Annotated in this window: 25 protein-coding genes, 3 tRNA genes, 1 other RNA gene and 1 other annotated feature; of the genes, 21 read left to right on the top strand and 8 right to left on the bottom strand. The window is 44.6% G+C overall.

Annotated elements, in window-relative coordinates; genetic code table 11:
• Positions 1–61: 61 nt before the first annotated feature.
• From SFC25_RS02320 to proC, 8 genes are all read left to right on the top strand, one after another.
• Positions 62–586, top strand: coding sequence for a DUF1850 domain-containing protein (locus SFC25_RS02320; protein WP_411213725.1), 525 nt, complete (start codon positions 62–64; stop codon positions 584–586).
• Positions 579–2,687 (top strand): TRAP transporter permease, encoded by a 2,109-nt coding sequence (locus SFC25_RS02325; RefSeq protein WP_411213726.1) that lies wholly within the window; start codon positions 579–581, stop codon positions 2,685–2,687. Before SFC25_RS02320 ends, SFC25_RS02325 begins: the two co-directional genes overlap by 8 nt.
• 69 nt (positions 2,688–2,756) lie before the next feature.
• Complete coding sequence (locus tag SFC25_RS02330; RefSeq protein ID WP_411213727.1) at positions 2,757–3,437, top strand: uracil-DNA glycosylase; 681 nt, start codon at positions 2,757–2,759, stop codon at positions 3,435–3,437.
• Positions 3,438–3,545: 108 nt separating this feature from the next.
• Positions 3,546–4,874 carry a serine hydrolase gene (locus SFC25_RS02335; RefSeq protein WP_411213728.1) on the top strand — a complete coding sequence of 443 codons (1,329 nt, stop codon included), beginning with the start codon at positions 3,546–3,548 and terminating at the stop codon, positions 4,872–4,874.
• A 400-nt stretch (positions 4,875–5,274) separates the two neighbouring features.
• Positions 5,275–5,476: a binding site (T-box leader), on the top strand.
• A 50-nt stretch (positions 5,477–5,526) separates the two neighbouring features.
• The gene (gene serS / locus SFC25_RS02340) at positions 5,527–6,801 is read left to right on the top strand and encodes a serine--tRNA ligase (RefSeq protein ID WP_411213729.1); all 1,275 of its coding nucleotides are present in this window, start codon (positions 5,527–5,529) and stop codon (positions 6,799–6,801) included.
• 60 nt (positions 6,802–6,861) lie between these two features.
• Positions 6,862–6,957: transfer RNA gene (locus tag SFC25_RS02345), tRNA-Ser, on the top strand.
• Positions 6,958–7,015: 58 nt separating this feature from the next.
• Positions 7,016–7,108 (top strand) — tRNA-Ser (locus SFC25_RS02350).
• Between the two features lie 134 nt (positions 7,109–7,242).
• Positions 7,243–8,064 carry a pyrroline-5-carboxylate reductase gene (gene proC, locus SFC25_RS02355; protein ID WP_411213730.1) on the top strand — a complete coding sequence of 274 codons (822 nt, stop codon included), beginning with the start codon at positions 7,243–7,245 and terminating at the stop codon, positions 8,062–8,064.
• A gap of 30 nt (positions 8,065–8,094) precedes the next feature.
• Here the strand turns inward: proC and SFC25_RS02360 are convergent, their stop codons facing one another.
• Complete coding sequence (locus SFC25_RS02360; protein ID WP_411213731.1) at positions 8,095–8,778, bottom strand: deoxynucleoside kinase; 684 nt, start codon at positions 8,776–8,778, stop codon at positions 8,095–8,097.
• Complete coding sequence (locus tag SFC25_RS02365; protein ID WP_411213732.1) at positions 8,775–9,416, bottom strand: deoxynucleoside kinase; 642 nt, start codon at positions 9,414–9,416, stop codon at positions 8,775–8,777. The genes SFC25_RS02360 and SFC25_RS02365 overlap by 4 nt, the downstream gene beginning before the upstream one ends.
• Before the next feature lie 150 nt (positions 9,417–9,566).
• On the opposite strand from SFC25_RS02365, the gene SFC25_RS02370 reads away from it, so the two are divergent.
• Positions 9,567–9,639: transfer RNA gene (locus tag SFC25_RS02370), tRNA-Arg, on the top strand.
• Between the two features lie 204 nt (positions 9,640–9,843).
• Here SFC25_RS02370 and SFC25_RS02375 read toward each other — a convergent pair.
• The 3 genes from SFC25_RS02375 to SFC25_RS02385 are packed head-to-tail and all read right to left on the bottom strand — an operon-like array spanning position 9,844 to position 13,670.
• Complete coding sequence (locus SFC25_RS02375; RefSeq protein ID WP_411213733.1) at positions 9,844–11,106, bottom strand: Ger(x)C family spore germination protein; 1,263 nt, start codon at positions 11,104–11,106, stop codon at positions 9,844–9,846.
• Positions 11,085–12,173 carry a GerAB/ArcD/ProY family transporter gene (locus tag SFC25_RS02380; protein ID WP_411213734.1) on the bottom strand — a complete coding sequence of 363 codons (1,089 nt, stop codon included), beginning with the start codon at positions 12,171–12,173 and terminating at the stop codon, positions 11,085–11,087. The genes SFC25_RS02375 and SFC25_RS02380 overlap by 22 nt, the downstream gene beginning before the upstream one ends.
• Positions 12,174–12,188: 15 nt before the next feature.
• The gene (locus SFC25_RS02385) at positions 12,189–13,670 is read right to left on the bottom strand and encodes a spore germination protein (protein WP_411213735.1); all 1,482 of its coding nucleotides are present in this window, start codon (positions 13,668–13,670) and stop codon (positions 12,189–12,191) included.
• A 193-nt stretch (positions 13,671–13,863) separates the two neighbouring features.
• On the opposite strand from SFC25_RS02385, the gene SFC25_RS02390 reads away from it, so the two are divergent.
• A complete protein-coding gene (locus tag SFC25_RS02390) occupies positions 13,864–14,619 on the top strand; it encodes an N-acetylmuramoyl-L-alanine amidase (protein WP_411213736.1) in 756 nt (251 codons plus the stop codon).
• A 161-nt stretch (positions 14,620–14,780) separates the two neighbouring features.
• On the opposite strand, the gene SFC25_RS02395 is transcribed toward SFC25_RS02390, so the two are convergent.
• Positions 14,781–14,972: a CsbD family protein gene (locus tag SFC25_RS02395; RefSeq protein ID WP_411213737.1), complete on the bottom strand. Its 192-nt coding sequence runs from the start codon at positions 14,970–14,972 to the stop codon at positions 14,781–14,783.
• 241 nt (positions 14,973–15,213) lie between these two features.
• Between SFC25_RS02395 and aldA the strand changes: the two genes are divergently transcribed.
• From aldA to SFC25_RS02415, 4 genes are all read left to right on the top strand, one after another.
• Positions 15,214–16,656 carry an aldehyde dehydrogenase gene (aldA, locus tag SFC25_RS02400; protein ID WP_411213738.1) on the top strand — a complete coding sequence of 481 codons (1,443 nt, stop codon included), beginning with the start codon at positions 15,214–15,216 and terminating at the stop codon, positions 16,654–16,656.
• A 172-nt stretch (positions 16,657–16,828) separates the two neighbouring features.
• Positions 16,829–18,529, top strand: coding sequence for an acetate--CoA ligase (gene acsA, locus SFC25_RS02405; protein WP_411213739.1), 1,701 nt, complete (start codon positions 16,829–16,831; stop codon positions 18,527–18,529).
• 67 nt (positions 18,530–18,596) lie between these two features.
• Positions 18,597–19,109: a type 1 glutamine amidotransferase domain-containing protein gene (locus SFC25_RS02410; RefSeq protein ID WP_411213740.1), complete on the top strand. Its 513-nt coding sequence runs from the start codon at positions 18,597–18,599 to the stop codon at positions 19,107–19,109.
• Positions 19,110–19,163: 54 nt separating this feature from the next.
• Positions 19,164–19,883, top strand: coding sequence for a DUF3891 family protein (locus SFC25_RS02415; protein ID WP_411213741.1), 720 nt, complete (start codon positions 19,164–19,166; stop codon positions 19,881–19,883).
• 25 nt (positions 19,884–19,908) lie between these two features.
• On the opposite strand, the gene SFC25_RS02420 is transcribed toward SFC25_RS02415, so the two are convergent.
• Together SFC25_RS02420 and SFC25_RS02425 are read right to left on the bottom strand one after the other, a co-directional pair.
• Entirely contained in the window at positions 19,909–21,192 is a 1,284-nt protein-coding gene (locus SFC25_RS02420; protein WP_411213742.1) for a glycoside hydrolase family 18 protein, read from the bottom strand.
• Positions 21,193–21,252: 60 nt separating this feature from the next.
• Positions 21,253–21,777: a cysteine hydrolase family protein gene (locus SFC25_RS02425; RefSeq protein ID WP_411213743.1), complete on the bottom strand. Its 525-nt coding sequence runs from the start codon at positions 21,775–21,777 to the stop codon at positions 21,253–21,255.
• A 99-nt stretch (positions 21,778–21,876) separates the two neighbouring features.
• Between SFC25_RS02425 and tadA the strand changes: the two genes are divergently transcribed.
• The 7 genes from tadA (at position 21,877) to SFC25_RS02460 (ending at position 26,007) form a co-directional block, all read left to right on the top strand.
• A complete protein-coding gene (gene tadA / locus SFC25_RS02430; protein ID WP_411213744.1) occupies positions 21,877–22,356 on the top strand; it encodes a tRNA adenosine(34) deaminase TadA in 480 nt (159 codons plus the stop codon).
• A gap of 68 nt (positions 22,357–22,424) precedes the next feature.
• Positions 22,425–22,690, top strand: an RNA gene (ffs, locus tag SFC25_RS02435) — signal recognition particle sRNA large type.
• Between the two features lie 119 nt (positions 22,691–22,809).
• On the top strand, positions 22,810–24,486 hold the full coding sequence (gene dnaX / locus SFC25_RS02440) for a DNA polymerase III subunit gamma/tau (RefSeq protein ID WP_411213745.1): 1,677 nt from the start codon (positions 22,810–22,812) through the stop codon (positions 24,484–24,486).
• Between the two features lie 26 nt (positions 24,487–24,512).
• Positions 24,513–24,830 carry a YbaB/EbfC family nucleoid-associated protein gene (locus SFC25_RS02445; protein ID WP_411213746.1) on the top strand — a complete coding sequence of 106 codons (318 nt, stop codon included), beginning with the start codon at positions 24,513–24,515 and terminating at the stop codon, positions 24,828–24,830.
• A gap of 15 nt (positions 24,831–24,845) precedes the next feature.
• Entirely contained in the window at positions 24,846–25,442 is a 597-nt protein-coding gene (gene recR, locus SFC25_RS02450) for a recombination mediator RecR (RefSeq protein ID WP_093726377.1), read from the top strand.
• Between the two features lie 14 nt (positions 25,443–25,456).
• Entirely contained in the window at positions 25,457–25,672 is a 216-nt protein-coding gene (locus SFC25_RS02455) for a YaaL family protein (protein WP_411213747.1), read from the top strand.
• A 74-nt stretch (positions 25,673–25,746) separates the two neighbouring features.
• Positions 25,747–26,007 (top strand): pro-sigmaK processing inhibitor BofA family protein, encoded by a 261-nt coding sequence (locus SFC25_RS02460; protein WP_411213748.1) that lies wholly within the window; start codon positions 25,747–25,749, stop codon positions 26,005–26,007.
• Positions 26,008–26,075: the final 68 nt, after the last annotated feature.

Below are 26,075 nucleotides of genomic sequence, written 5' to 3' on the forward strand. Positions count from 1 at the left end.
TGAGTATCGCCGGTATCCCTCGGTTACCGGCGATTTTTTAGGCCTGAAAGGATGGTTGGACATGAATCGGTTCCGTATACCGAGGAAACGATGGCTGCTGGCTGTAGCAGCTGTGGCCACGCTTCTTTGGTATGTATACTACCCATCCCGGCAAATCCTTGCTTTTGAGGATCCTGATAATGGTGAATTGCTACGTTTTCTGCCGGTTGCAGAAGGAGATCACTTCCAGATCAAATATACACATTCCATCCACTTATCGGATGTATTCGAGGAATATATCATCCGGAATGAGCGCCTTTTTCCAAATCGATTAGTCTATGAGGATACGGCAGTAGGGATGCCAGCGAATGCAGAAGCTGGTCAGACCTTCACGATGGAGGATGGAAAATACATATTATCCGACCTCCATGGTTCTACAGACAAGCTTTATTTGACGATTGGAGCTGTGAAAGCCAATCATCAAATCATTTTTAAGGACAAAGCATATAGCTTACAAGATAATATCGGACCAGGTGAGACGGTTGCAATCTTAAGTCGCCGTGTGAATCACTGGACGCTTTGGAAAGGAGAAAAATTACATGAGTGAAAAGCTAGCACAAGCAGAAAGGCTGACAGAAGAACAACAGCAGCAACTGATTGAGAAATACGATTCCGAATCGAACTTTCGGCGATTGGCTGGAATCATGGGTCTTATCGTCTTTTACGGTTTATTAGCCTTCTCAATCTATCAAATATATACATCAACTTACGGGAATGTACCGACTCAGATTCATCGTTCGATTCATCTGGGATTCGGACTCGTTTTAATTTTCCTCCTCTTCCCTGCAGCTAAGAAGAGCAGCAGGACAAAAATTGCTTGGTATGATTACATACTGGCTGTACTTGGTTTCGTTGTCGGCGCTTATTGGCCGATTATGTACAATGAGATCATTGCACAGGCCGGACAAATTACAACGATAGACTTCATTGTTGGTTCAGTTGCTATACTTTTAGTGCTCGAAGCAACTCGTCGGACAGTAGGTTTGCCGATAGTCATCATCGCTGTCGCATTCCTGGCCTATGCCTATTGGGGAAGACAAATGCCTGGATTCCTCATTCATCCCGGAGTCGACGTCGATACACTTGTTCAATCCTTGTTCTTTACGACACAAGGGATATTAGGTACTCCTATTGGTGTATCTGCAACTTATATCTTCCTGTTTCTGCTTTTCGGGGCTTTCCTTGTCAAAACAGGTGTCGGCCAGTACTTCAATGATTTGGCCTTGGTCGTTGCCGGAAGAAGGATTGGCGGACCTGCTAAGGTAGCGATCTTCTCCAGTGCATTACAAGGAACAGTGAGTGGAAGCTCGGTAGCTAACGTTGTTACATCTGGGTCTTTTACCATTCCGATGATGAAACGTTTGGGATACTCTAAAAATTTTGCTGGCGCAGTAGAAGCATCCTCTTCTACAGGTGGACAGATCATGCCTCCAATCATGGGAGCGGCTGCCTTCTTGATGGTAGAATTCATCGGCGTTAGCTATTGGACGATTGCCAAAGCTGCTATCATTCCAGCAATCCTTTACTTTTCCGGTATCTGGATTATGACTCATTTCGAAGCTAAGCGGACCGGACTGCGAGGATTACAGAAGGAGGAAATGCCAGACAAAAAGCAAGTTCTCCAAAATTTGTATCTTTTGCTGCCAATTATAGCGATGGTATTCTATTTGAGTTCCGGACTAAGTATTATGCGTGCAGCTATTTATGGTATTATCACATGTATTTTGGTCGGACTACTGCGTAAGGAGCGGTATCGCCATCTATATCCGGTTGTTTTTGCAGCTGCATTTATCGCATATATTGTGTATGGTGCGGTTACAAACGGAATTTCTGTTGAAACAGCTTTAATCGTTGCTGCACTTGTTACAGTAATCGTAAGTTATTTCTTCGATGAGAATTTCATTGATACAATCCAGGCATTGGTGGAAGGAGCACGTACAGCCCTCAGTGTCATTGCGGCGACTGCAGCAGCTGGTATTATCGTAGCGGTTGTGACAAAAACCGGACTTGGTCTGAGCTTAGCAAACAGTCTTGTCGACTTAGCGAATGAAAAACTGCTGCTTACCCTGTTCTTTACAATGATAGCTTCCTTGATTCTTGGGATGGGGGCACCGACGACTGCCAACTATATCATCACATCCACAATTGCAGCACCTGCAATCATCTTGCTTGGTGTAAATGATTTATCTGCACATATGTTTGTTTTCTATTTTGGAATCATGGCAGATATCACACCTCCTGTTGCCCTGGCAGCTTTTGCAGCAGCTGGTATGTCAGGCGGCCGACCAATTGCTACCGGCGTGAATGCAGCCAAACTAGCAATCGCTGCGTTTATCATTCCTTACATGTTCGTGCTGGAACCAAGGCTCTTGCTATATGACATAGATGGCAACTATCTGCATGTCATTTGGATATTCATCACAGCCTTTCTCGGTATGATCAGTATCGGAGCAGGAATTATCGGCTACTGGTACCGCAAGCTGAATATTGTGGAACGTTTGTTAGCTGTAGCAGGAGGTCTAGTGCTCATCTATCCGGAAGTTTGGTCCGGCATAACTGGCATTGTTGTCTTTGCAGCTATGATTGCAATCCAATACTTCTTTAAACGTTCCGAATGGAATGTACCTGTTAAAAAGCCATCTTCCTAATGGGAGATGGCTTTTCCTATGAGTGAATTCGGGTAAAGGTCTGATACAATGTCCTGGAGGTGGAGTAGCATGGTAAAAAAAATAATTGATAATGACTGGCAGGATATTCTGCGGGAGGAATTTGAGAAAGGCTATTACAAGGAGCTGAGAGGCTTTTTAAAGGAAGCATATCAGGAGCGGACGATCTACCCAGAGATGCACCATATTTACGAGGCATTGCAGGTGACATCATTTGCGGATACGAAGGTTGTCATATTGGGACAGGATCCCTATCATGGACCGAATCAGGCACATGGACTAAGTTTTTCGGTACAGCCCGAGGTAGCTATACCAAGATCACTAATCAATATCTACAAAGAGCTGGCAGATGATATCGGCTGTCCGATTCCGACACATGGTTACTTGAAGCGTTGGGCGGAACAAGGTGTGCTGCTTTTAAATACAGCTTTGACTGTTGAAGCCCACCAAGCAGCATCGCACCGAGGCAAAGGCTGGGAGCGCTTCACGGACAGGGTCATTGCATCATTAAATGAGAAGCAGGATCCCGTAGTGTTCATCCTTTGGGGAAAACATGCCCAGGAAAAGCAGAAACTGATTGATACGGAGAAACATTATACGCTTACTTCTGTCCATCCAAGTCCGTTATCAGCAAGGCGCGGTTTCTTTGGCAGCAAGCCATTTTCCAAGACAAACGAGATATTAGAAAATAATGGTTTAGAGCCAATTGACTGGTGTATTCCAGACCTGTGAACAAAATGTAGAATCGGTATAAAGTACGTTCCCCTCTGCCTATCGTCTATGGTAAAATAGCGGGGATGCACAGTATCGATTCTATATTTTTGTGGAGGTAGGAAGACTTTGAAACATCTTTTGAAAGCATCGATGATCGGTTTGCTCGCGATGCTGATTACGTTTAACACTTTTCTAGCAAAGCCACTAGACACTCAAGCTGCGGAAGGCTTGGATATTAAAGCGGAATCCGCAATTCTAATAGACGCCAATTCTGGTGAAATATTATATGCGAAGCAGGCAGATCTCACTTTACCTCCAGCAAGTATGACGAAGATGATGTCGGAATATCTCATCTTGGATGCTATTGCAGCAGGAGATATTTCTTGGGACACGACAACACAGGTAAGTGATTATCCTTACAGCATTTCCTCGAATACGGATTTCTCCGGAACAGGATTAACACAGGATAAAGATTACACAGTTCGTGACTTGTACAATGCGATGGCGATCTACTCCGATAACGCAGCAACTATCGTGCTGGCTGAGCTTGTGGCTGGCAGTGAGACAGAATTCGTCAAAATGATGAATGAAAAAGCAGAAGAAATCGGTATGAAAGATTATAAATTCGTCAACTCTTCTGGTCTTTCCAACTCTGACTTAGGCGATAACCGAGCTGAGGGAACGAATGTCAACGACGAAAACCTGATGACTGCAAAGTCTACTGGTATCTTGGCATATAACTTGATCAAGGATCACCCAGAGGCACTTGAGGTTTCCAGCGTTACGCAAACAGATTTCGATGGGAAACAAATCACGAACTGGAACTGGATGCTGCCAAACATGCCTGGATACTTAGAAGCATATGGCTATGAAGGCATGGACGGTTTGAAAACAGGTCATACAGACGTAGCAGGCTACTGCTTCACAGGTACAGCTGAACGTGATGGACAGCGTTACATAACTGTTGTCATGAAGACAGCAAGTGAAGAAGCGCGCTTCCAGGAAACAGCAAAGCTGCTTGATTACGGCTTCAATCAATTCGAACAGGCTGAACTTTATAAAGCAGGCACAGAAATCAAGGACCATGATTCTGTACCAGTTGCAAAAGGAAAAGAAGATAGTGTAGCCATCTCAACAAAAGATGCAGTTACAACTTCTGTAAAGAACGGCGAAGAAGATAAATATCACTTGGAATACAAAGTAGACGAGGACAAGCTCAATGCAGATGGCGAATTGGTGGCCCCAGTGAAAAAAGGCGACAAAGTCGGAACTGCAACACTAGTCTATGACGGAGAAGACCAAGGCAATATCAACGGCGGCTCCTATACTGTTGACGTCGTAGCATCCGAAGATGTAGAGAAATCAAACTGGTTCATGCTCTCTCTAGGCGCAATCGGTGATTTCTTCGCAGGAATCTTCACTAGTGTAACTGACACAGTAAAAGGCTGGTTTTAATTAAGAAAAGCGGAGAAAGCCGTTTAGGAACGTAAGGATAAGCAAAGAAGCCCGGAGTTGGGTGCCCTTTCCCCACGCAGGGATTCATTGCTTATACTCTAGTTCCTGGCTTTCGCAGCTAGACAATTGAGAAAAGCGGAAAAGAACGCTTAGAAACGGAGGAATAGGTGAGAAAGCCCGTAGTGAGGTGCATTTACTCATGCAGGGATTTATCGCCTATACCGCAGTTTCTGTTCTTTGAAGCTGGACATAGCGAAAAAGCATTCAAGAAAAGCGGAAAAGACCCAGTCTTTGCCGCTTTTTTCGTATAAAATCCTCCCAGCTTGTAGAAGCTAGAGCTGGAATTGCATATCATACTTGCATAATTACCTGGAATTAGCTATTCTGTAGGAAGAATAACAACAACGTGATGATAGGAACTAGTAACTCACTGCATGCTTTAAGAGAGTCGATGGCTGGTGAAAATCGATGCAGGGCCGTGAGTGAATCCATCCTGGAATGGTATGGAGACATACCCGGTACAAACCGTTACCTTGCCGAGCCGGAAGACTTCTTTGTCTTCAACCAGGGTGGTATCGCGGGTGAAACATCTCGTCCCTTTTTCTATAGGGATGGGATGTTTTTTTGTTTAAGAAAAAAGGAGGAAGCACATATGCTTGATTTGAAATTTTTACGTTCAAACTTTGAAGTAGTAAAACAGAAGCTGAAAAATATGGGTGAAGATCTGACTGTCCTGGATAAATTCGGAGATTTGGATGATCGCCGCCGGAAGCTGATCAATGACACAGAGGAACTGAAAGCAAAACGTAATGAGGTATCCAAGCAGATTGCTGTTCTTAAAAAAGAGAAGCAGGATGCCGATGCCCAAATCAAAGAGATGCGCGATGTAGGCGATCAAATCAAATCATATGATGAGGAGCTTCGGAGCGTAGAGGGTGAGCTGGATACGTTATTGCTGTCCATCCCTAATTTGGCGCATGAGAGTGTGCCTGTAGGCGATTCTGAGGACGATAATATAGAAGCGCGGAAATGGGGAGAAGTGCAGCAGAAAGACTTTGAAGAAAAAGCGCACTGGGATCTTGCAGCTGATTTAGGAATTCTGGATTTTGAACGTGCTGCGAAGGTAACAGGAAGCCGTTTTGTATTCTACACTGGCTTAGGTGCCCGTCTTGAGCGAGCTTTGATCAATTTTATGATGGACCTTCACGCTGATGAACATGGTTATCAGGAAATGCTGCCTCCTTATATGGTAAACAGAGCAAGCATGACAGGAACAGGTCAGCTGCCGAAATTTGAAGAGGATGCTTTCAAAGTAGAAGGCTGGGATTACTTCCTCGTTCCGACTGCTGAGGTTCCTGTAACAAACTATTACCGAGAAGAAATTTTGAAAGGTGAACAGCTTCCGCAGAAATTCACTGCATTCAGCGCTTCCTTCCGTTCTGAAGCAGGATCTGCCGGACGTGACACACGCGGTTTGATTCGTCAGCACCAATTTAATAAAGTTGAGCTTGTTCAATTTGTAAAACCCGAAGACTCTTATGATGTGCTGGAAGAAATCACAGGCCATGCAGAGAAAGTCTTGCAGCTTCTTGGCCTCCCGCACCGCGTAGTTACATTATGTACAGGAGATCTTGGTTTCTCTTCTGCGAAAACATATGATATCGAAGTGTGGCTGCCTAGCGGCGGTACGTATCGCGAAATCTCTTCTGTATCCAATTTCGAGGACTTCCAAGCACGTCGTGCAGGTATCCGTTTCAAGCGTGATGATAAGAGCAAGCCGGAATTCGTCCATACATTGAATGGATCTGGTTTGGCACTAGGCCGTACAGTTGCGGCCATCCTGGAGAATTACCAGCAGGCGGACGGTTCCGTGAAGATTCCAGAAGTGCTCGTACCTTACATGGGTGGTAAGACAGAAATCCGCTAAGCGGAGGTCTTGACTTGAAACTTGAAAATATGGTGAGATAGCTTTTGGAGACAAAAGCATGGAGGGGTACCCAAGTCCGGCTGAAGGGATCGGTCTCGAAAACCGACAGGGGCCTTTCTGAGGCTCGCGGGGGTTCGTATCCCCCCTCCTCCGCCATATTTCATATCTTGTTGACATGTTGATATCCTATATGGTATAGTAGTCTTTGTCTTACGGAGGAATACCCAAGTTTGGCTGAAGGGATCGGTCTTGAAAACCGACAGGGGCTTAACGGCTCGCGGGGGTTCGAATCCCTCTTCCTCCGCCATATTTTACAAACGCATAAAATTGGAGATATATAAAATCGTTACGTTCATCGTAACGATTTTTTTTATACATTGACTTCTGAAAAGAAGCATCAGATAATACTACAAACTTGTTTCACGTGGAACGGAGGCATTTATGAATAAAATAGCATTTATAGGCGCAGGAGCAATGGCGGAAGCACTAGTTAAAGGGTTAATTGCAGCTGAGCAGCTTCCGGCAAAGGATATATGGCTGACGAATCATGCTAATGATGAGAGATTGCAGGAATTGCACGCAGCGTACGGTGTAACGGTTACACGCGATCAAACAGATCTCTTGAAGGATGCAGATGTCATTATATTGTCGATGAAACCGAAAGATGCAGAAGCAGCGCTAACTTCTTTGAGAGCAGCAAAGATTGAACCAGGACAAATTGTCTTATCAATACTGGCTGGAATCCATACATCTTTCCTGGAAAGCTATCTGCCAGCCCATCAACCGGTAGTTCGTGCCATGCCTAACACCTCTGCCACAATTCTCGAGGCTGCTACAGCTATCGCTGCAGGAGTATATGCAGGCAATGAGGAGATGAAGGTCGTGAGCAGGCTGTTCGGGACTGTTGGAGAGACTGTAGAAGTGAAAGAAGAGGATATGGATGCTGTCACTGCCATTTCAGGCAGCGGTCCTGCTTATCTTTATTACATGATGGAAGCATTGGAGGAAGCAAGCTCTCAAGTCGGCCTTGATGAGACTGTTAGCAAACAACTGTTGATTCAGACCTTCAAAGGGGCAGCGAAGATGCTTGAACAGTCAGACCTAACTCCAGCTCAGCTGCGTGCGAACATCACCAGTGCTGGAGGTACAACAGCTGCAGGTATCAGCGTGCTGGAAGAGCAAGGGGTAAAAGCCGCCATGCGAGCATGCGTAAAAGCAGCAGCTGATCGATCAAAGGAAATGGGACAAGCATTCAGCAAATAAAAAAATCCGCCTATGATGGCGGATTTTTTTTTATTTGGAAGGCTGACGCGAAGTCCATTTACGGGAATGCTGGATAAAATGGCCGACCTTCTCTAAAATCGGTTCAATGGAAGTATCCGGATTGTATAAGTCATAGTCTGCTATATTTACTCGCAATACAGGACAAGCATTAAAATCATTGATCCATTTCTCATAGCGATGGAACATCTCTTCCCAATAGCTGATCGGCGTTTGCTGTTCCATCTCCCGGCCGCGTTGTTTGATCCGGCTGATGATATGATCGAACGATCCTTCCAAGTAAATCAGCAAATCTGGATGAGGGAAGTATGGCGTCATAACCATCGCATCAAAGAGAGAACGATATGTTTCATAATCGACCTTGGACATGTTTCCTTCTTCATAGGCCATTTTCGCAAAAATTCCTGTGTCCTCATAAATGGAACGATCTTGGATGAATCCGCCACCGTATTCGAAGATGCGCTTTTGCTCCTTGAAGCGTTCTGCCAGGAAGTAGACTTGAAGGTGGAAGCTCCATCTTTCAAAGTCAGCATAATATTTATCCAAGTAAGGATTACCATCCACTTTCTCAAAGCTTGTACGGAAGTCCAAAGCTTCTGCCAATGCATGTGTCATTGTCGATTTTCCGACACCTACTGTACCTGCAATGGTAATCACACTGTCTGCGGGTATATGGTATTTCTCTCTAAGGTTCATGATGATGTTACTCCTTTATTCAAGTGAGAGGAGATCCTCTCACAAATATACTTCCAATCCTGCTCGTTCTTCACAAAATCCAACTTATCCCCGCTCAATCGGAGTACAGGTATGTTTGGATTTTCTTCTTCGAAACGATCCATGAAGGTCTGGTAATCTGCAGCTAATTGCTTCAAGTAATCCGGCTGGATATGCTGTTCCACTTTGCGGTCACGCATTTCAATCCGCTGCAGCAATGTTTCCAGGCTGGCATCCAAATAGATGACCATATTAGGCAGTGCAATATCTTCTGTCAATATAGAGAAGATCTTGCTGTATTTATCAAACTCCGATGAAGCAAGTGTACGCTGGGCAAAAATCATATTCTTTGCGATATGGTAATCTGCAACCACCGGCTGGTTCTGGGAAAGATAGTCCTTGCGAATATCATTCAGCTGTTTGTAACGATTAGTCAAAAAGAACATTTCCAGCTGAAAGCTCCATTCCTCGATATTCTCATAGAATTTGCCTAGGAATGGATTTTCTTCTACAATCTCTTTCAGCAGTTCATACTGAAAGTGTTCAGCAATTTTTTTAGCCAATGATGTCTTTCCAACACCGATTGGACCTTCCACTGCAATAAAAGGCAGCTCGTGCATGATGTATCCTCCAAACTCAAACGTTGTATGGCAAATAAATATAGTTTACCATAGAAGGGCTGCCGCTTCGATACAGCGAAGGAAGAAACTAGTGGAAAAAGCGACAGACTTTGCAAGCTATGCCGATTCAGTTATAATATAGTATGTCGTGGCTCCGTAGCTCAGGGGATAGAGCATCGGTTTCCTAAACCGTGTGTCGCAAGTTCGAATCTTGCCGGGGCCGTCCATATATAAAAGCAACCACAGCCTAGAGAGGCTGTGGTTTTTTAGTATCGATAGACTAAAAAGGGACATATGATCACGATGAGGATCAAGCAGAGGACAGCTGCTGCTCCTTTTTTATTATTGGTCTTGTAAAGGGCGTAGCAAAATAATCCAGAGTATATCGTGATGAACGTTACGATCATACTTATAAAAAATATCTGCATCAATCCCTCACCCTTTTTAAATCAGATTCCCGTAAAATTTTTCCGAATTCCAAGCTTTTTACTGTTACATGTATCCGTATGTTAGCATTGGGGTAAATCTTGTTCGACCAGTCGGCTTTCTCATAATCCTTGATTGTCAGGAACTTATGTCTAATATGCAGAGACCAGTAGAAGGGCTCCAGCTTGTATTTCTCCTGGGTTTTTCTAACCAGCTTTCTTATTCTTTCTTCTAGCTGCCTCTCCAGTGAGTCATGCAGCAATTTCCTATTTTTTGACTCCACCATGTAACTTTCCGTACTTGGAACTGCAAAGACATTCATATGTGTATTGATGTAGACATCGATATCTGATGTGCTATCTGGTTTATAGTCTATTTTTATTTTCACTCTATCTACTTGATGGCGGGCAGCTATATCAAAATCCGGTTTAAGGGGATCTTTGTATGTGGCTATAATATCCTGCTGGGCCAATGTTGTATCCAATATTAATGAGACACGAGTTTCTTCCCCCGTTAATGTATCAATCATCTGCCCTTCCTTAAATACCGCAGAGCCCATGAATTGCGTGATATTACCGCCTTTTAATTGTACTTCTCCAGCTTTATAATTATCTTCTTCCCCATATTTTTCTTTCGGATCTTTTTTAGTAGTTGCAAATGGAGCAATAAAGAGGTCTGCATCACCTTCGGTTATTTGAAAGTATCGAACTAATGGTGCATTTGGTATAACCCCAGTTTCCTTCGCTCGGTCAAGTATATATTGAAAGTACTTATGCGGGCGGGATTCCAATTTCGGTTTATTATCCCGAATAAAGTCCTCTGCTTTTTCCTTGCTGATAACTAGCTGGGAATTCAGCTTTAAATCAACAGTACTCGGTGCAGACTGCATGAGATGAATGAATTCTTTGGACCTCGCAAGCTTCTGGGAGACAATGACGACACGCGCCTGTTCCAGTGTAATCTCTTTCGCAACGGTTGCATTCGCAGCATTTGTAGCAGACAGGAAGTCGGTCCCTAACACACTGACTATCTCTTGTACGGGCTCTGGCGCTGGATTACCTGAAACAGAACTTCCGACTTCTGGGTTGGCTATTTGAAATGTAAAGCGGAAGATATTATCTTTATCAGTTTTATCGACACCAATGCTGACAACATATGCCTGTTCCTCTAATTCTTTTCGATCAAAGCAGCCGGATAAAAGAGTGACCATCTGTAAAAACACCAGTAATAAAAAGAATTTTTTCATGATTTTCTGCCTTTCCAATAAGATGCTCCTAATAGCAGGAAAGGAAAAAGGAAAAACAGAGGTGTGGAGAATTGCAGACTTTCTTCTCTGAATAGCATTTCATTGACTACAAAGCTTGGAGGAATGAGTGACAACATCATCGCAATGAATCCCAGTGGCAACAGAAGCCCTTCGAAGCGTTTGATTTCAAAGATTTCTCCAAATATCCAGGATAGTAGATAAAGGAAAATAATAAAGCGCAGAAAATTAGAGAACATCCAACCGACCATAAAAAGGGTACTAATATTTGTGAAAAAGTGCCCAAGTGCAACAATCTCTGTCGATTCTTGATAAAGGAAAGCGATGTTGTTGATCGAGTTATAGTCGAAAAGTGTGGAATATATAACGTAAAATGTGACAATCAGCAAACCGGATAGACCGCCGCCAAGATATATGCCACTGCGGAAGTATTTTGTTTGATGAAAGGAGGTGTAAGCAATTGTGATCAGGAATATCTCCATAAAGGCTCCTGATTTGGTGATGCCCTCAGACAAAACAGTACCCACTCCGCCTCCAAAAATAGGGAATATACGGGCAAATTCAACATCCTTTAGATCGATAGCAATGACAGAGATAATAGTGACAACGATTACCGGGGTGAGTGCCCAAGCCAGGCTGCCTATCGTTTCTAATCCTTTATGCGCAACAACCAAGCATATACCAAGGAAGATGACATAAATAACAATGGATGGTGAATCCGGGAAGTACAGGTAGTTTAATTCTTCGACTACATTTCGCATATCTGAAAACATGGCAATGAAACCGATAATGAAAAGCAGCAGTGCAAGCAAACTGCCAGCTTTCTTACCGATCAAGTGAAAAATAAGTTCAACGAGATTATACTTCTCGTATTTCTTCAGCAGAAACATAAGTACCAGAAATGGACCTAATAAAAAGAGAAAGGAGATTATCGGAACAATCCACATAGCATTCTGTGCTTTATCTGCGAAAAGGGCAGGCGTGGTATCTCCACCCTTTAGTCCAATCAGCATAAAGATTATCGCGACTAGTTCACGGATACGTAATGGTTTTTTACTCAGTTCCATTTAGTGAATCTCCTTTCAAGATTTGTCCCAGTCCTTCGGATTAAGATAACCGGGTCTCCACTTTTCCTTTTTTAAAATCATGCGGAAGAATGTATCCCTTGGGGATCTGGTGGAAGGTGTTGCTGGTGAGTAATAACTTACACCAAAGGAATCAATGGATACGACATATGCTACCCAGAGCAAAATAGCTCCAAGCAGGCTGAGCAATCCATAAAAACTCGCAGCCACAATGAAGATGAATCGTGAAATCCTCAATGTGTGATTGATACTGTAGTTGGCAGCAGTGAATGAGGACAAGCCGCTTAGTGCTACAATAATGACGACAATAGGACTAACTATGTTTGCTTCAACTGCCGCTTGTCCCAGAATCAATGCCCCGACTATTCCTATGGTCGGTCCAAGCGGGGAAGGTATCCGTACTCCTGCTTCCCTGATTAACTCAAAGGCCACTTCCATCAAAAGAATCTCGAATACAATCGGCATCGGAACTCGTTCCCGGCTGGCTGCTATGGCCAGCAGTAAATCAATTGGGACAAGCTGGCTATGAAAATTTGTTATCGCCACATAGCTTGCTGAGACAAACAGTGTGATGAAATAGGCACCAGCCCTTATTAATCTGCTGAAGTTCCCGAATGCCCACCTTAAATACCGATCCTCTGGAGAATGAAAGAAAGACCAGATAGTTGCAGGGGCGATCAGACAGGAGGATGAATTGTCCATAAGGATGGCGATAAACCCCTCGGCAATGTAGTTTGCCGCGTTATCAGGCCGTTCTGTATACAGCATTGTGGGAAACAATGAATGGGGTCGTTCCTCCAGAAACTGCTCTAATACTTCAATATTCCGGATATTATCAACTGTAATCTTCTTGATGCGCTGCTTAATATTTTCCAATACTTTATCGTTAACCAAATCGCGAGCGTACACCAATGACACGGATGTGGAGGGTCTCGTACCAACGCTGACGTTTTCAACAATCATATCTTTGGAAGGGATTTGTTTTCGGAACAAGGATACATTCGTTGGTAAAGACTCCGTAAAGGATTCTTTCGGTCCTTTTACAGTCTTCTCATTCTCTGGTTTTTCTACTGCGCGATGCTTAAAGTCATCTATTTTAGCCTCGAAGCTTTCTCTGCTTCCTTCTTTAAAAATGAGGACACTGCCGGCGTTAATGCCTTTTTCCACATCATCCATATTTTTCACCGTGCTGATGTTGGAAACCGTGAGGATGCGGTCGATAGGATTATCCTTTTTTGATTCAAGCAACGGTGTCACAATATGCTCATGTAACTGTTTCATATCGACGATGGTGGAATAGTAAAAGATATGGTATTTCCCACTTGAACCGCACAATTCCCTAGAAACGAAGTCATAGTTGGTTCCATATAAAAACTGATTTTCAATATAAGTTACATTCTTATTTAAGATGCTCGATACTTTGGTAGCTTTCTGTTTTTGCACTGTCTCTGTCTTTTTCTTCTTCTGCCAGGGAAACATCACCGATCACCTCTCTTGTTCTGTTAGTGTGTCTAATCGGATCTTTTTTATGAACGGGATAACACAATTGGAACCTATCTTTCGATAATAGATACAGAATGGGTTGTGAAATTGTGACACCAACCGCTTTTATCTAGTACAAGGCTGCATAAAGTAACACATAGCAGTCAAAAAAAGAAAGGGAGATGGTCGAATGGTGAAAATCTATGTAGATCCAGGTCACGGAGGGTCAGATCCGGGTGCAACAGCAAATGGTATCCAGGAGAAAAATGTCGTGTTGGCGATTGGAACATCGATCCGTAACATCCTGCAGCTGGAATATGAAAATGCAGAGGTTCGTATGTCTCGTACGGGGGATACGTTCCCATCTCTTACGCAGCGTACGAATGATGCCAATGCATGGGGCGCTGATTTCTTCCTTAGCATCCATATCAATGCCGGTGGAGGGACAGGATATGAGGATTTCATCTATTCCACACTTTCGGACAGCTCTGAAACTGGCGTAATGCGGGCACGAATTCATGAGGAAGTCATGAAGCTGAATGGAATGGCGGATCGAGGCAGGAAAAAGGCGAATTTCCACGTTCTTCGGGAAACCAATATGCCTGCTGTTCTGACGGAGAATGGTTTTATTGATAACAGTGCCGATGCAGCGAAGATGAAATCCAACTCTTGGATCCAGAATGTGGCACGAGGTCATGTGAATGGTTTGGAGAAAGCACTTGGGTTAACGAAGAAGTCAGGTTCGGGATCTACTTTCTTGATTCGAGTGAAGGCAGCATCACTATACTATTATGATGCGCCGGATTGGAATGCACGAGCTGGTACAGTAAGCCAAGGCGAAGTGTTCACGGTAGTGGAGACACTCACAGTCGATGGTTCGACAATGTATAAGCTGAAGAGCGGAAACTATATCACTGCAAATCCGCAATATGTGGAAATTGTCTAAAACAAAAATGGCTGCCTTTTGGCAGCCATTTTGCGTTAGAAATTTAGGGGAAATCTTGCATTAAGTGTAGCACGAAATTTGCCGAAATTGGGTGCAGTTCTCACTTTCCCAAGTACCCCGTGATTTCTGTCAGTTTATCTGACAAACAGACGGGCTCTTTCTTAACGACGGTCATAATCTTCTTTTAGTTTACCAGCAGTATCCTGAAGATTTCCTTTTGCTTTATCCTTTTTGCCATCCGCTTGCATACCTTTGTCATTTTTGGCATTGCCGATTTGATCTTTTGCTTCACCTTTTGCTTTTGATACGGCACCTTTTACTTTATCGCCTAGACTTTGTTTATTTTCAGCCATTTGTCATCCACTCCTTCAGTATGTTGTATATAAACCAGTTCCCGCTGAAAAAAATCATAAACTTTTAAAGAAATATGTTTATTTTACTTCCAGATGGGTATAGTGATAGCAGGTATCCCCCATACCACTAATCTGCTAAGTGTAAGAAAAGGCCTGCTCTGTTATAGAGTGGGCCTTTTTGTGTTTGTACCTTCCTTTATGGTGGAAAACAACTACCAGGAATGAATGGAGGAGGATGAATGTGGAAACGCATCAGCTTTATATCAACGGACGTTTTATTTCTTCACAAGCAGAAGAGACAATCGATATCTTAAACCCGGCTACTGAAGAAGTTATTTCTAAAATACCTAAAGCGACAGAGGATGAAGTGAATCAAGCAGTAGAAGGTGCCGCAGCAGCTCAAAAAGAGTGGGAGCAGACACCGGCGATCGAGCGGGCTAAAATTGTACGCCAGCTTGGTGATGAGCTTGAAAAGCGGAAAGACACTTTCGTTTCCTTGCTGCAGGAAGAACAAGGAAAGAACTATGAACTTGCCACGGGCGAAGTGGATATGGCAATTGATTTCTTCCGCTACACATCCGAATGGGCACGCCGCATTGAAGGTGACATCGTCCCGAGTGATCGGCCGAATGAAAATATATTTATTTATAAAAAGCCAATTGGGGTTGTAGCAGGCATCGTACCATGGAACTTTCCGGTCTTTATATTGGCACGTAAGGTTGCCCAGGCTCTTACCGCCGGCTGTACACTTGTCCTGAAACCAAGTCAGCAAACGCCAAATACAGCGTATGAATTTACAAAGATGGTGGATGACCTAGGTATCATACCAAATGGCGTCTACCAGTATGTCACAGGGACAGGCTCCGCATTAGGAAACCAGCTTGCCTCCCATCCGAAAGTAGATATGATCTCGATTACAGGCAGTGTAACAGCAGGGACAAAGGTAATGGAAGCTGCTGCGCAAAATATAACCAAAGTAAATCTGGAGCTTGGTGGTAAAGCACCTGCCATTGTAACGGCGAACGCAGATATAGATTTAGCTGTAGAACAAATAAAGGCTTCCCGCCTGCTGAACAACGGACAAACTTGTACAAATGCCGAGCGCGTTTACGTTCACAAAAGCGTAGCAGAAACGTTCACGGAAAAATTGAAACAGGCTTTTGAAGACGTCTCTTACGGGGATCCCGCCAAAGATCATGATGTGGATTTGGGTCCGCTAGTCAGCAAAGAGCGTTTGGAAACTGTTGAAGAGATGGTAGCAGCAGCGAAGGAGGAAGGTGCTGACTGTATCATCGGTGGTAAAAGAGCAGATGCAGATTCCGGCTACTTCTATGAGCCAACAATCCTGACTAACGTAGCGCATGACTCCTCCATTATCAAGGAAGAGATTTTTGGTCCGGTTATTCCTATTGTGATATTCTCTAATTTGGAAGAAGCCATTGAGATGGGCAATGACACAGATTATGGTCTTTCTTCTTCTATCTATACAGAGGATTTGAATGAAGCGATGAAAGTAATCAATGAACTGAAGTTTGGCGAAACATATGTAAATCGCGAAAACATGGAAGCGGTCCAAGGCTATCATGCTGGTATCCGTAAATCTGGACTTGGCGGTACCGACGGTAAATATGGTATCGACGATTTCCTTATTACGCAGGCAGTATATATGCAATATAAGAAATAACATTATGGGCACCCGTGTAAGCAGCGGGTGTTCATTTTTATGATTTCGCTTTGATTGGTAAGGAAAACAAGGTACAATGGAAATAACCTACTTGCTTTGCTGATGCAGACAGAGGCTTTTTTATTCGTGTTAATTGTAAACGCTTACAAAATATAGGGAAGGATGTCGAATCATGAAAATGTTAGCACCTCTCGCTGGAAAGCACAATGTAACGGATTTTGAAGCATTACGTCAGTCGTTTGAGTGGAGTCAGATGGAGCGGGATTTCTCCTGGTTCCATACGGGTAAGTTGAATGCTGCTTATGAAGCGGTCGACCGCCATGCGGAAAATCCAGCCAAAGCGGATCAGCTGGCTCTGATTTATCAGGATGGACAGACAGAGGAAAAGTGGACATTCGCACAGCTGAAGGAACGCAGCAATCAAGCTGCCAATATGCTGACTTCACTTGGCGCAGCAAAAGGAGACCGCGTCTTTTTGTTCATGCCTCGCTGTCCTGATTTTTACGCAAGCTTTTTTGGTATTCTCAAAATTGGAGCAGTGGCTGGACCATTATTCGAAGCGTTCATGGAGCAGGCGGTGGAAGATCGATTGTTGGACAGCGGAGCCAGTATCTTGATTACAACTGCTGCATTGCTGCCGCGTGTCAACAGGGATAAGCTGCCTGAACTGAAGGAGGTCATTGTGCTCGACTGTGAAACAGACGGCGTACATGACTATACAGAACTGATGGATCAGGCATCAACAGAATTCGAGCCTGTGTGGCTGGATAAGGAGGATGGTATGCTGCTGCATTATACTTCTGGTTCCACTGGGAAGCCAAAAGGTGTCTATCATGCACATCGGGCAATGCTGCAGCATTATGCCACAGGTAAATGGATTTTGGATTTGCAGGAGGATGATGTGTACTGGTGCACAGCTGATCCAGGCTGGGTGACAGGTACAAGTTACGGCATATTCGGACCTTGGTTGAATGGAGCAACAAATGTTATTGCCGGGGGCCGTTTTACACCGGAAGCCTGGTATAAAATCATTGAGAAGCATAAGGTCACAGTCTGGTATACAGCTCCGACAGCATTGCGAAAGCTGGCTGCTGCAGGTGACGAGGTTGCCCATGCCCATGATTTGTCCTCGCTTCGCCATGTCCTCAGTGTCGGGGAGCCTCTCAACCCGGAAATCATTTATTGGGCGGAAGAAGTATACGGCAAACGCATCCATGATACATGGTGGATGACAGAAACAGGTGCCATGCTTATCGTCAATCACCCTACACTGCCAATCAAGCCTGGGGCGATGGGCAAACCGATACCAGGTGTCGAGGCAGCGATCATTGATGATAAAGGGAATGTACTGCCAGCGCATACGAGCGGAAACCTCGCGGTAAAGGCTGGATGGCCATCGATGATGAAAACGATTTGGGGCAATCAAGAGAAGTTTGACAGCTATTTCATCAACGGCTGGTATGTATCAGGAGATAGCGCCAAGATGGATGAAGAGGGCTATTTCTGGTTCGAAGGTCGTTTGGATGATGTAATCAACACTTCCGGAAAGCTGGTCGGTCCTTTTGAAGTGGAAAGCAAGCTAATCGAGCACCATGCAGTTACCGAGGCTGCGGTTATCGGGAAACCGGATGAAGAGCGCGGAGAAATCATCAAAGCTTTCATCACTTTGGATAAGGGGCATAAAGATTCGATGGAGCTGCGTGAAGAGATCCGTCAGTTCATTAAAAAAGGACTTAGCGCGCATGCTGCACCAAGGGAAATTGAGATTGTCACCTCGATTCCAAAGACAAGAAGCGGTAAGATCATGCGTCGTCTGCTTCGTGCCAAAGAACTCGGACTTCCGCTGGGTGATACATCCACTTTAGAAGAATAACAGGTTTAATCGACTGCCCACGTGGAAGTATACATTGTGTGATACTTTATAAAAGGAGTGTTAGACAATGGCTAAAATTGCAACAGTAATTACCGATACTTTTGAAGACGTAGAATACACAGATCCGGCGAAAGCTTTCAAAGAAGCTGGTCATGAAGTGACAACAATCGAATTTGAAGCAGGCAAAAGTGTAACAGGCAAGCAAGGGGACGCAACAGTGTCCATCGATAAAGGCATCGATGATGTGAACCCATCTGATTTTGATGCACTGTTCATTCCTGGCGGCAACTCACCTGATAACTTGCGTGCGGATGATCGATTTGTTAATTTTGCGAAGCATTTCATGGATGAGAAGAAACCTGTATTTGCAATATGTCACGGTCCGCAGCTGCTAATTACAGCTAAAACATTGGAAGGGCGAAAAGCGACAGGTTATAAATCCATTCAAGTGGATATGGAATACGCTGGTGCGACAGTCGAAGACAAAGAAGTTGTCGTATGCCAGGATCAGCTGGTTACGAGCAGACAGCCGGATGATATTCCAGCTTTCATCGAGGAATCCTTGAAGCTATTGAAATAAGTACAGATTATGTCTCCCGGCTCTATGCCGGGAGTTTTTTATAGGAGGGATAGTATGATCGTTCGTGAGAATAACGAAGGTAAAACGGTATTGATACCGCAGCATGATCATGCGGCTATTTCCGGGGAAATAGCCAGGCATTGGCGTAAGGATGATCCTGATTCACCAACTCAGCGGCCTGATGCTATCATGGCAATTGATCAACACGACCGGGCTTGGATTCCGCTGGATGAAGTACCGAAGCGTAAGCCGGATGGAAAAGGCTTTTATAGCTTTATTGATTATCCGCAGGATGACAAGCTGCGTGCCTATCAGCAGGGTATTATGGAAGTGAGAGAACAATCCCGCTATGCAGCTATACTGTGCAGCAGGCATTATTGCTCCTTTTTTTCCGATGATACAGATGATCAACAAATAAAAGCATTTTTGGATAGGGAATACGGGTTGCAGCAAGCTGACTTACAAACACTTACGTCAGCCGAAAAAGCCACACTGGATATAGATCAGAAAATGCTCTCCTTCTGTGATGATGTTTCGTTGTACTTGTGTATGAATCAACCAGGTGTATCGAAGGAAGATGAAGTAAGCTGGTTTCGGGATGGCTTTCGGGAACAGTTTTCTTTTGCAGACAAGATTACGGGGGAATGGGTATCTTCTGAGGAAGTCAGGCTGACACCATCACCGCTGGAAAGTCCTGTGCGTGTGATGATTCCACAAGTGGTGGTGGATGGAGACAACTTTCGTAAAGAGAAGCTCTGGGTGACAGTGACATGAAAAAAGAGCAGCCGTTATGCTGCTCTCATAGCTTTCTGATTGTGAAGTTATCGGTAAGCAACAGCCAGTTTTGCGGAAAAGAGAGACCAAGCTTCCAATAACTGATTCCGCGCAAGTTCAACTCCTTGATCAAATCAAACTTTGCCTGGATGGATCGGGCATCTTCAAACCACACCTCATGCTGTGCGCCAGCTGCTGTATATCTAAAGAAAGGTGCTTGTGCAGTAGTGTCATATTGGATAGAAGCATTATTTTCACGGGCAATATCGATGGCGCGCTGCGGACTGACGGCTCTGGCATATTCTCCGCCTGGCTCGTATGGTAGTGTCCAATCATAGCCGTACAAATTTTGTCCCAGCATAATTTTATTGGCAGGCATTTCCGTCAGAGCATATTCCACAACATCGCGAACATTCGGTAATGGAGAAACAGCTAATGGCGGTCCGCCGCTATAGCCCCATTCATAGGTCATCAAAACGACAAAGTCGACAATCTCCCCATGGGCGGCATAATCATGTGCTTCATACCATTGCCCTTGCTGTGTCGCACTCGTCTTGGGTGCGACAGCTGTCGATACACGCAGTCCTTCAGGTCGAAGTCTGGCGACAGCTCGCCTGAGGAAATTGTTATAATCCTCCCGATTTTCCGCTGGCAGAAATTCAATATCAAAGTGCACCTCACCAAAACCGACTTCATTGGCTGTATTGATGATGTTTGTAAACAAGCGATCCTGGACAGAAGTATTGGTGACAATTCGAGTTCCTAATTCAGCGCTGAATGCGCCGCTTTCTAGCGTGGAAACAGCAAGACTTAATGTCGTATTATTTGCCTGCGCAATTGTAGCAAACTCGTTCAGTGGCGGGGCGGTTAAATTTCCTTGCCGGTCTACTCTGTAACTGAAAGGCATTAGATAGGTGAGGTATGGTGCTCGCTGTCTTGCCGCAGTCTCCAGAGTCTGGGAGACAGTATTTCCGGTAGGTTCGATGTAGGCGTTTGATTCGATCTGCCTTTTTGGCTTTGCAGGCAGGTAAAGACGCTGGCCGGGCTGCAGTAGTGCTGATGCTGAAATGTTATTGATCCGGGCCAGTTCTGCAACTGACAGGTTGTTTCTCCTGGCGATAGTGTAAAGACTGTCCCCAGCCTGGACATAATAGAATGAACCAATAATCGGAATCACAAGCGCCTGTCCGACGACAAGATCATTTGGTGCGGCCAGTTCATTTGCGGTAATCAATTCCTGGCTAGTCGTGCCATAACGGCTTGCGATGCTGTTCAGTGAATCACCAGTCTGCACTACATATATTTGCAAAACGACTCCTCCTTTATAAAGCCTCTGTAGAAAAGCTATGCTGGGAGGAGCCGTCTTATGTCAGACTGGATCGGTATTGGCGCTGAGAGTTGTTTCGATGACGCGCAAGGCGTCCTCATTTTGTTCTTTCGTATTGGAAGCTACACAGTTTTTCGGTACATCCAGCTTGAATTCCCGCATGTGGGCATCATTGGCAGAGAAAATGACACAAATATTACCCGCAACACCAGCAAGAATGACTCGATCGCATTCTAAATCCTTTAATAAGGATGGCAGTGATGTCTGAAAGAAAGCAGAATGCTTCGGCTTCAAAAGAAAATAATCATCTTCGTGCGGCATCATCTTATCGATGATTTCATGGTTATCATCATTCCGGCAATAATCCGCAATTTTTTTAAAGTTATCCTGCCAAATTCCATAGTGGTCATTTATATAGATAACTGGCCAATCATTTTCTTTTGCTTTCTTGCGAAGTTTTTCCCAATTGGGAAGAATTTCTTTTGTATTCTCCAGCAGCTGATCGCCGCCCGGAAAATCGAATGTATTGAATACATCTATAAACAAGACAGCTTTTTTGTCAGTCATGATAATTCCCCTTTACTTCATAGTAGGAAGCTTCTTATACTTATACATTATCAACTTTAGCTAATTTGAAACCTTTAGATAGAAATGTGGGATATAAATATGACGACAGATGCTTACTGGATGGAGCAAGCAATAAAAGAAGCCAAGCGTGCAGAGCTTCTCGGAGAAGTTCCGATTGGAGCTATTATTGTGAAGGATGGGGAGATCATCGCTTCCGGCTTCAATCTTAGAGAAACGACACAGCAGGCACACTCGCACGCAGAAATGCATGCAATTCAGGCAGCCAATGAAAAGATAGGCAGCTGGCGGCTGGAGGATTGTGATTTATATGTGACATTGGAGCCTTGCCCGATGTGTGCAGGTGCCATTATCCAATCACGCGTGCGGCGTGTTGTATTCGGTGCTTATGATCCGAAAGCTGGCTGTGCAGGCACTTTATATAATTTACTGGAAGACGATCGGTTCAATCACCAAACAGAAGTGACAGGTGGTGTGCTGCAAGAGGAATGCGGCGGATTGCTGACTTCCTTTTTCCGGGAGCTCCGAAAACGGAAAGCAGCCAAAAACAGCCGGGATTGATTTTTTTCCGTAAACAAGCTATACTATGAAGTGCGCTATAGAAGCGCCTAACTTTATTCACAACTTAGCCGTGCTAAGCGGGGAGGTAGCGGTGCCCTGTACTCGCAATCCGCTATAGCGAGGCCGAATTCCCGCCCGAGGTAATGCGGCTTTAAGGTCTGCCATAAGGAATTGGTGTTGACACCCGGGTCCTGCGCAACAGGAAACTGTGAACCCTGTCAGGTCCGGAAGGAAGCAGCAGTAAGCAGTCTCTCCTGTGTGCCGCGGGGAAGCCTGGGTCGAGCCATGAACTTATGTAACGCTTAGATCTGTATTATCGACGGTGGGTGCACGGCGCTTAACCAATAAACAATCAGAGTCCTTGCCATTTGGTAAGGGCTCTTTTTATACATGTAGTATCAGTAACTTAATTCCGTTATAATGAAGGAAGAATGAAAAAAGGAGCGCGGCGTGATGAGTTATCAAGCGTTATACCGTGTCTGGAGGCCAAGGACATTTGCTGATGTAGTAGGCCAGGAGCCGATCATCCGTACATTGAAGAATGCCATCATGCAGGATAAGTTCTCGCATGCCTACTTGTTTTCCGGTCCGCGTGGTACAGGGAAGACAAGTGCGGCCAAGATCTTTGCAAAGACGATCAACTGTGAACATGCGCCGGTAGAGGAAGCGTGTAACGAGTGTGCGGCTTGCAGAGGTATACAGGATGGTTCAATTGCAGATGTTATCGAAATTGATGCAGCGTCCAATAATGGTGTCGAACAAATAAGGGACATCCGGGACAAAGTGAAATATGCTCCTAGTGCGGTTAAATATAAAGTGTATATTATCGATGAAGTCCATATGCTCTCGATCGGGGCATTCAATGCACTTCTCAAGACATTGGAAGAGCCGCCGAAACATGTGGTGTTCATCCTGGCAACAACGGAACCTCACAAGATTCCGCTGACGATCATTTCCCGATGTCAGCGTTTCGACTTCAAACGTATCAACCAGCAGGCAATGGTGAACAGGATGCAGGAGATTCTGGAGAAGGAACAAATCACTGTATCCGATGACGCAGTTGAGTCAGTGGCGCTAGCTGCTGAAGGCGGAATGCGGGATGCACTCAGTTTGCTTGACCAGGCAATTTCCTATAGTGAAGATGTCGTGGAGCTTGCGGATGTGCTTGCAGTTACCGGGGCCGTCTCCCAGGATAGGCTAACCGAGGTAATCCGGGCTTGTACGCGACAGGATGTACAAGCAGCACTGGAACAAGTTGATCTGCTGATACAGGATGGAAAGGATCCGGGGCGTTTCGTTTTTGATCTTATCTATTACTTACGGGATTTGCTCATGTTCCAAAGTGCACCTGGTATGGAGAACATTCTGGAACGCGTGCTTGTAGACGATAGTTTCAAACAACTGGCAGAGGAAGTGGATGCTTCTTGGATCCAAGCGGCGATTGTAGAACTTAATCGCTGTCAGCAGGAAATCAAATGGGCAAACAGTCCAAAGGTATTTGTTGAAATTGCGATTCTGCATATTGCAGATCAAAGTGCTCCGACAGCGAGTGTGGAAGCAGAGGCTGTGCAGCAGCTGACGCGCAAGATCTCTCAGCTGGAACAGGAATTGAAACAGCTGAAATCGCAGCCGCAAGCAGCATCGGCTCCGGCCGAACAGCCTAAGCGTCCGGCAAGGACAGGCAGCAAAAACAGCTATCGTGTTCCTTTTGAACGTATACGCCAAGTATTATCAGAAGCAACAAAGGACGAATTGAAGCTGGTTGCCGAACACTGGGCAAGCTTTATGGATGCCTTGAAGCGGCAGAGTGCTCCTGCGCATGCTACGATTTTGAATAGCAAGCCAAGGGCAGCTTCCCAGAATGCGCTTATTATAGGTTTCAAATATGAGATCCATTGTTCGCTTGCCTTGGAACACAAAGACACGATAGAATCATTACTAGCAGAACGGATCGGACACCAAGTTTCGGTCATACCGATTCCGGAGGCAAATTGGACAGAACTGCGGGAAGATTTCCTGAAGAATCAGAAGCAGCAGGATTCATCTGAAGATGGAAAGCAAGCGGAAGACCCGATTATCGCAGAGGCCAGGAAATTGGTCGGAGATGACTTACTCGAAATAAAAGAATAACTATCAATTCAAGGAGGGATTTTTCCATGCGTGGTGGTGGGAATATGAACAATATGATGAAACAGATGCAGAAGATGCAGAAGAAAATGATGCAGGCTCAGGAAGAGCTTTTCGAAATGACTTTCGAAGCAACTGCAGGCGGCGGTGCTGTGAAAGTTATCGCTAATGGAAAAAAAGAGATTACTGATGTTGTCATTCAGGAAGAGGTAGTAGATCCGGATGATGTAGAAATGCTCCAGGATCTCATTATTTCTGCAACAAATGAAGTATTGAAGAAAGTCGACGAAAAATCCAACCAAACAATGGGACAGTTCACGAAAGGGTTACCTGGAGGAATGTTCTAGGAGGCAACTAAATAGATGTATTATCCCGAACCGATTTCGAAGCTGATAGACAGCTTTACCAAATTGCCTGGAATCGGACCAAAGACTGCCGTGCGCCTTGCCTTCCATGTACTTAGCATGAAGGAAGATGACGTCATGGATTTTGCGAAGGCATTAGTCAATGCCAAACGTGAATTGACCCACTGCAGCATCTGCGGTCATATCACCGATCAGGATCCTTGTAGTATTTGTCAGGATGAAGCAAGAGACAGCTCTCTTATTTGTGTCGTGCAGGATCCGAAAGATGTCATCGCTATGGAGAAAATGCGTGAATTCAATGGGAAATACCATGTATTGCATGGAGCAATTTCTCCGATGGATGGCATCGGACCGGAAGATATAAATGTCCCGTCATTATTGAACCGCCTGAAGGATGAAGAAGTAAAGGAATTGATCCTTGCCACCAATCCGAACATAGAAGGCGAAGCAACAGCGATGTATATATCCAAACTAGTCAAACCATCTGGTATACGAACAACAAGGATTGCACACGGCCTGCCGATGGGTGGAGATCTGGAGTATGCAGATGAAGTCACCCTTTCCAAAGCGATGGAAGGCAGAAGAGAACTGTAAAGCAGGTGAGAGTAATGGCTGGCAGAAGATTGAAGAGATCTGATGTGGACAAAGAGTTGTTAGCTGATATATTCAAGATGAAAAATGATTGGGTCAGTATCCAATCCATAATAGAGAGAAGTGTCGATGCTAGTGAGATGGGGCAGTATGATCTGCAGGTAGCACAAGCCAAGTACCTGTTCATGCTGCGAGAAGCAAGACACCGAAACTTAAGCGCATTGCGTATCTAACGCAATGCGTGTTCTTTTTTCTTGTCCCTTCTCATAATGTAGAAAAGCAGGACAAGTTAAAGGAGAGATGGAAAATGTCATATGCAATAATCGGTATACTATTGGCTGCAGTAGTCATCTTACTTATTTCAGGAACGTCAGGAAAGCTTTTTAGTTTTGTACTCAAAGGTTCAGTCAGGCTTATTATTGGTGTCTTTCTATTATTTCTATTTAATGTAGTAGGGGCACTTGCCGGACTCCATATCCCAATAAATGCCGCAACAACAGTATTAGTGGGCTTGTTAGGTATTCCGGGAATAGCTTCACTGGCAGCAATTCAATATTTTTTATTATAAAGTATTGCAGTGTACCCTGATACATGATATTATATTCAAGTCGCTTCGGAACGGAGCTGACAGCAAGA

It is taken from the genome of Terribacillus saccharophilus (genome assembly GCF_046592595.1).
In the GTDB taxonomy this organism is placed as follows: Bacteria; Bacillota; Bacilli; order Bacillales; family Amphibacillaceae; genus Terribacillus; species Terribacillus saccharophilus_C.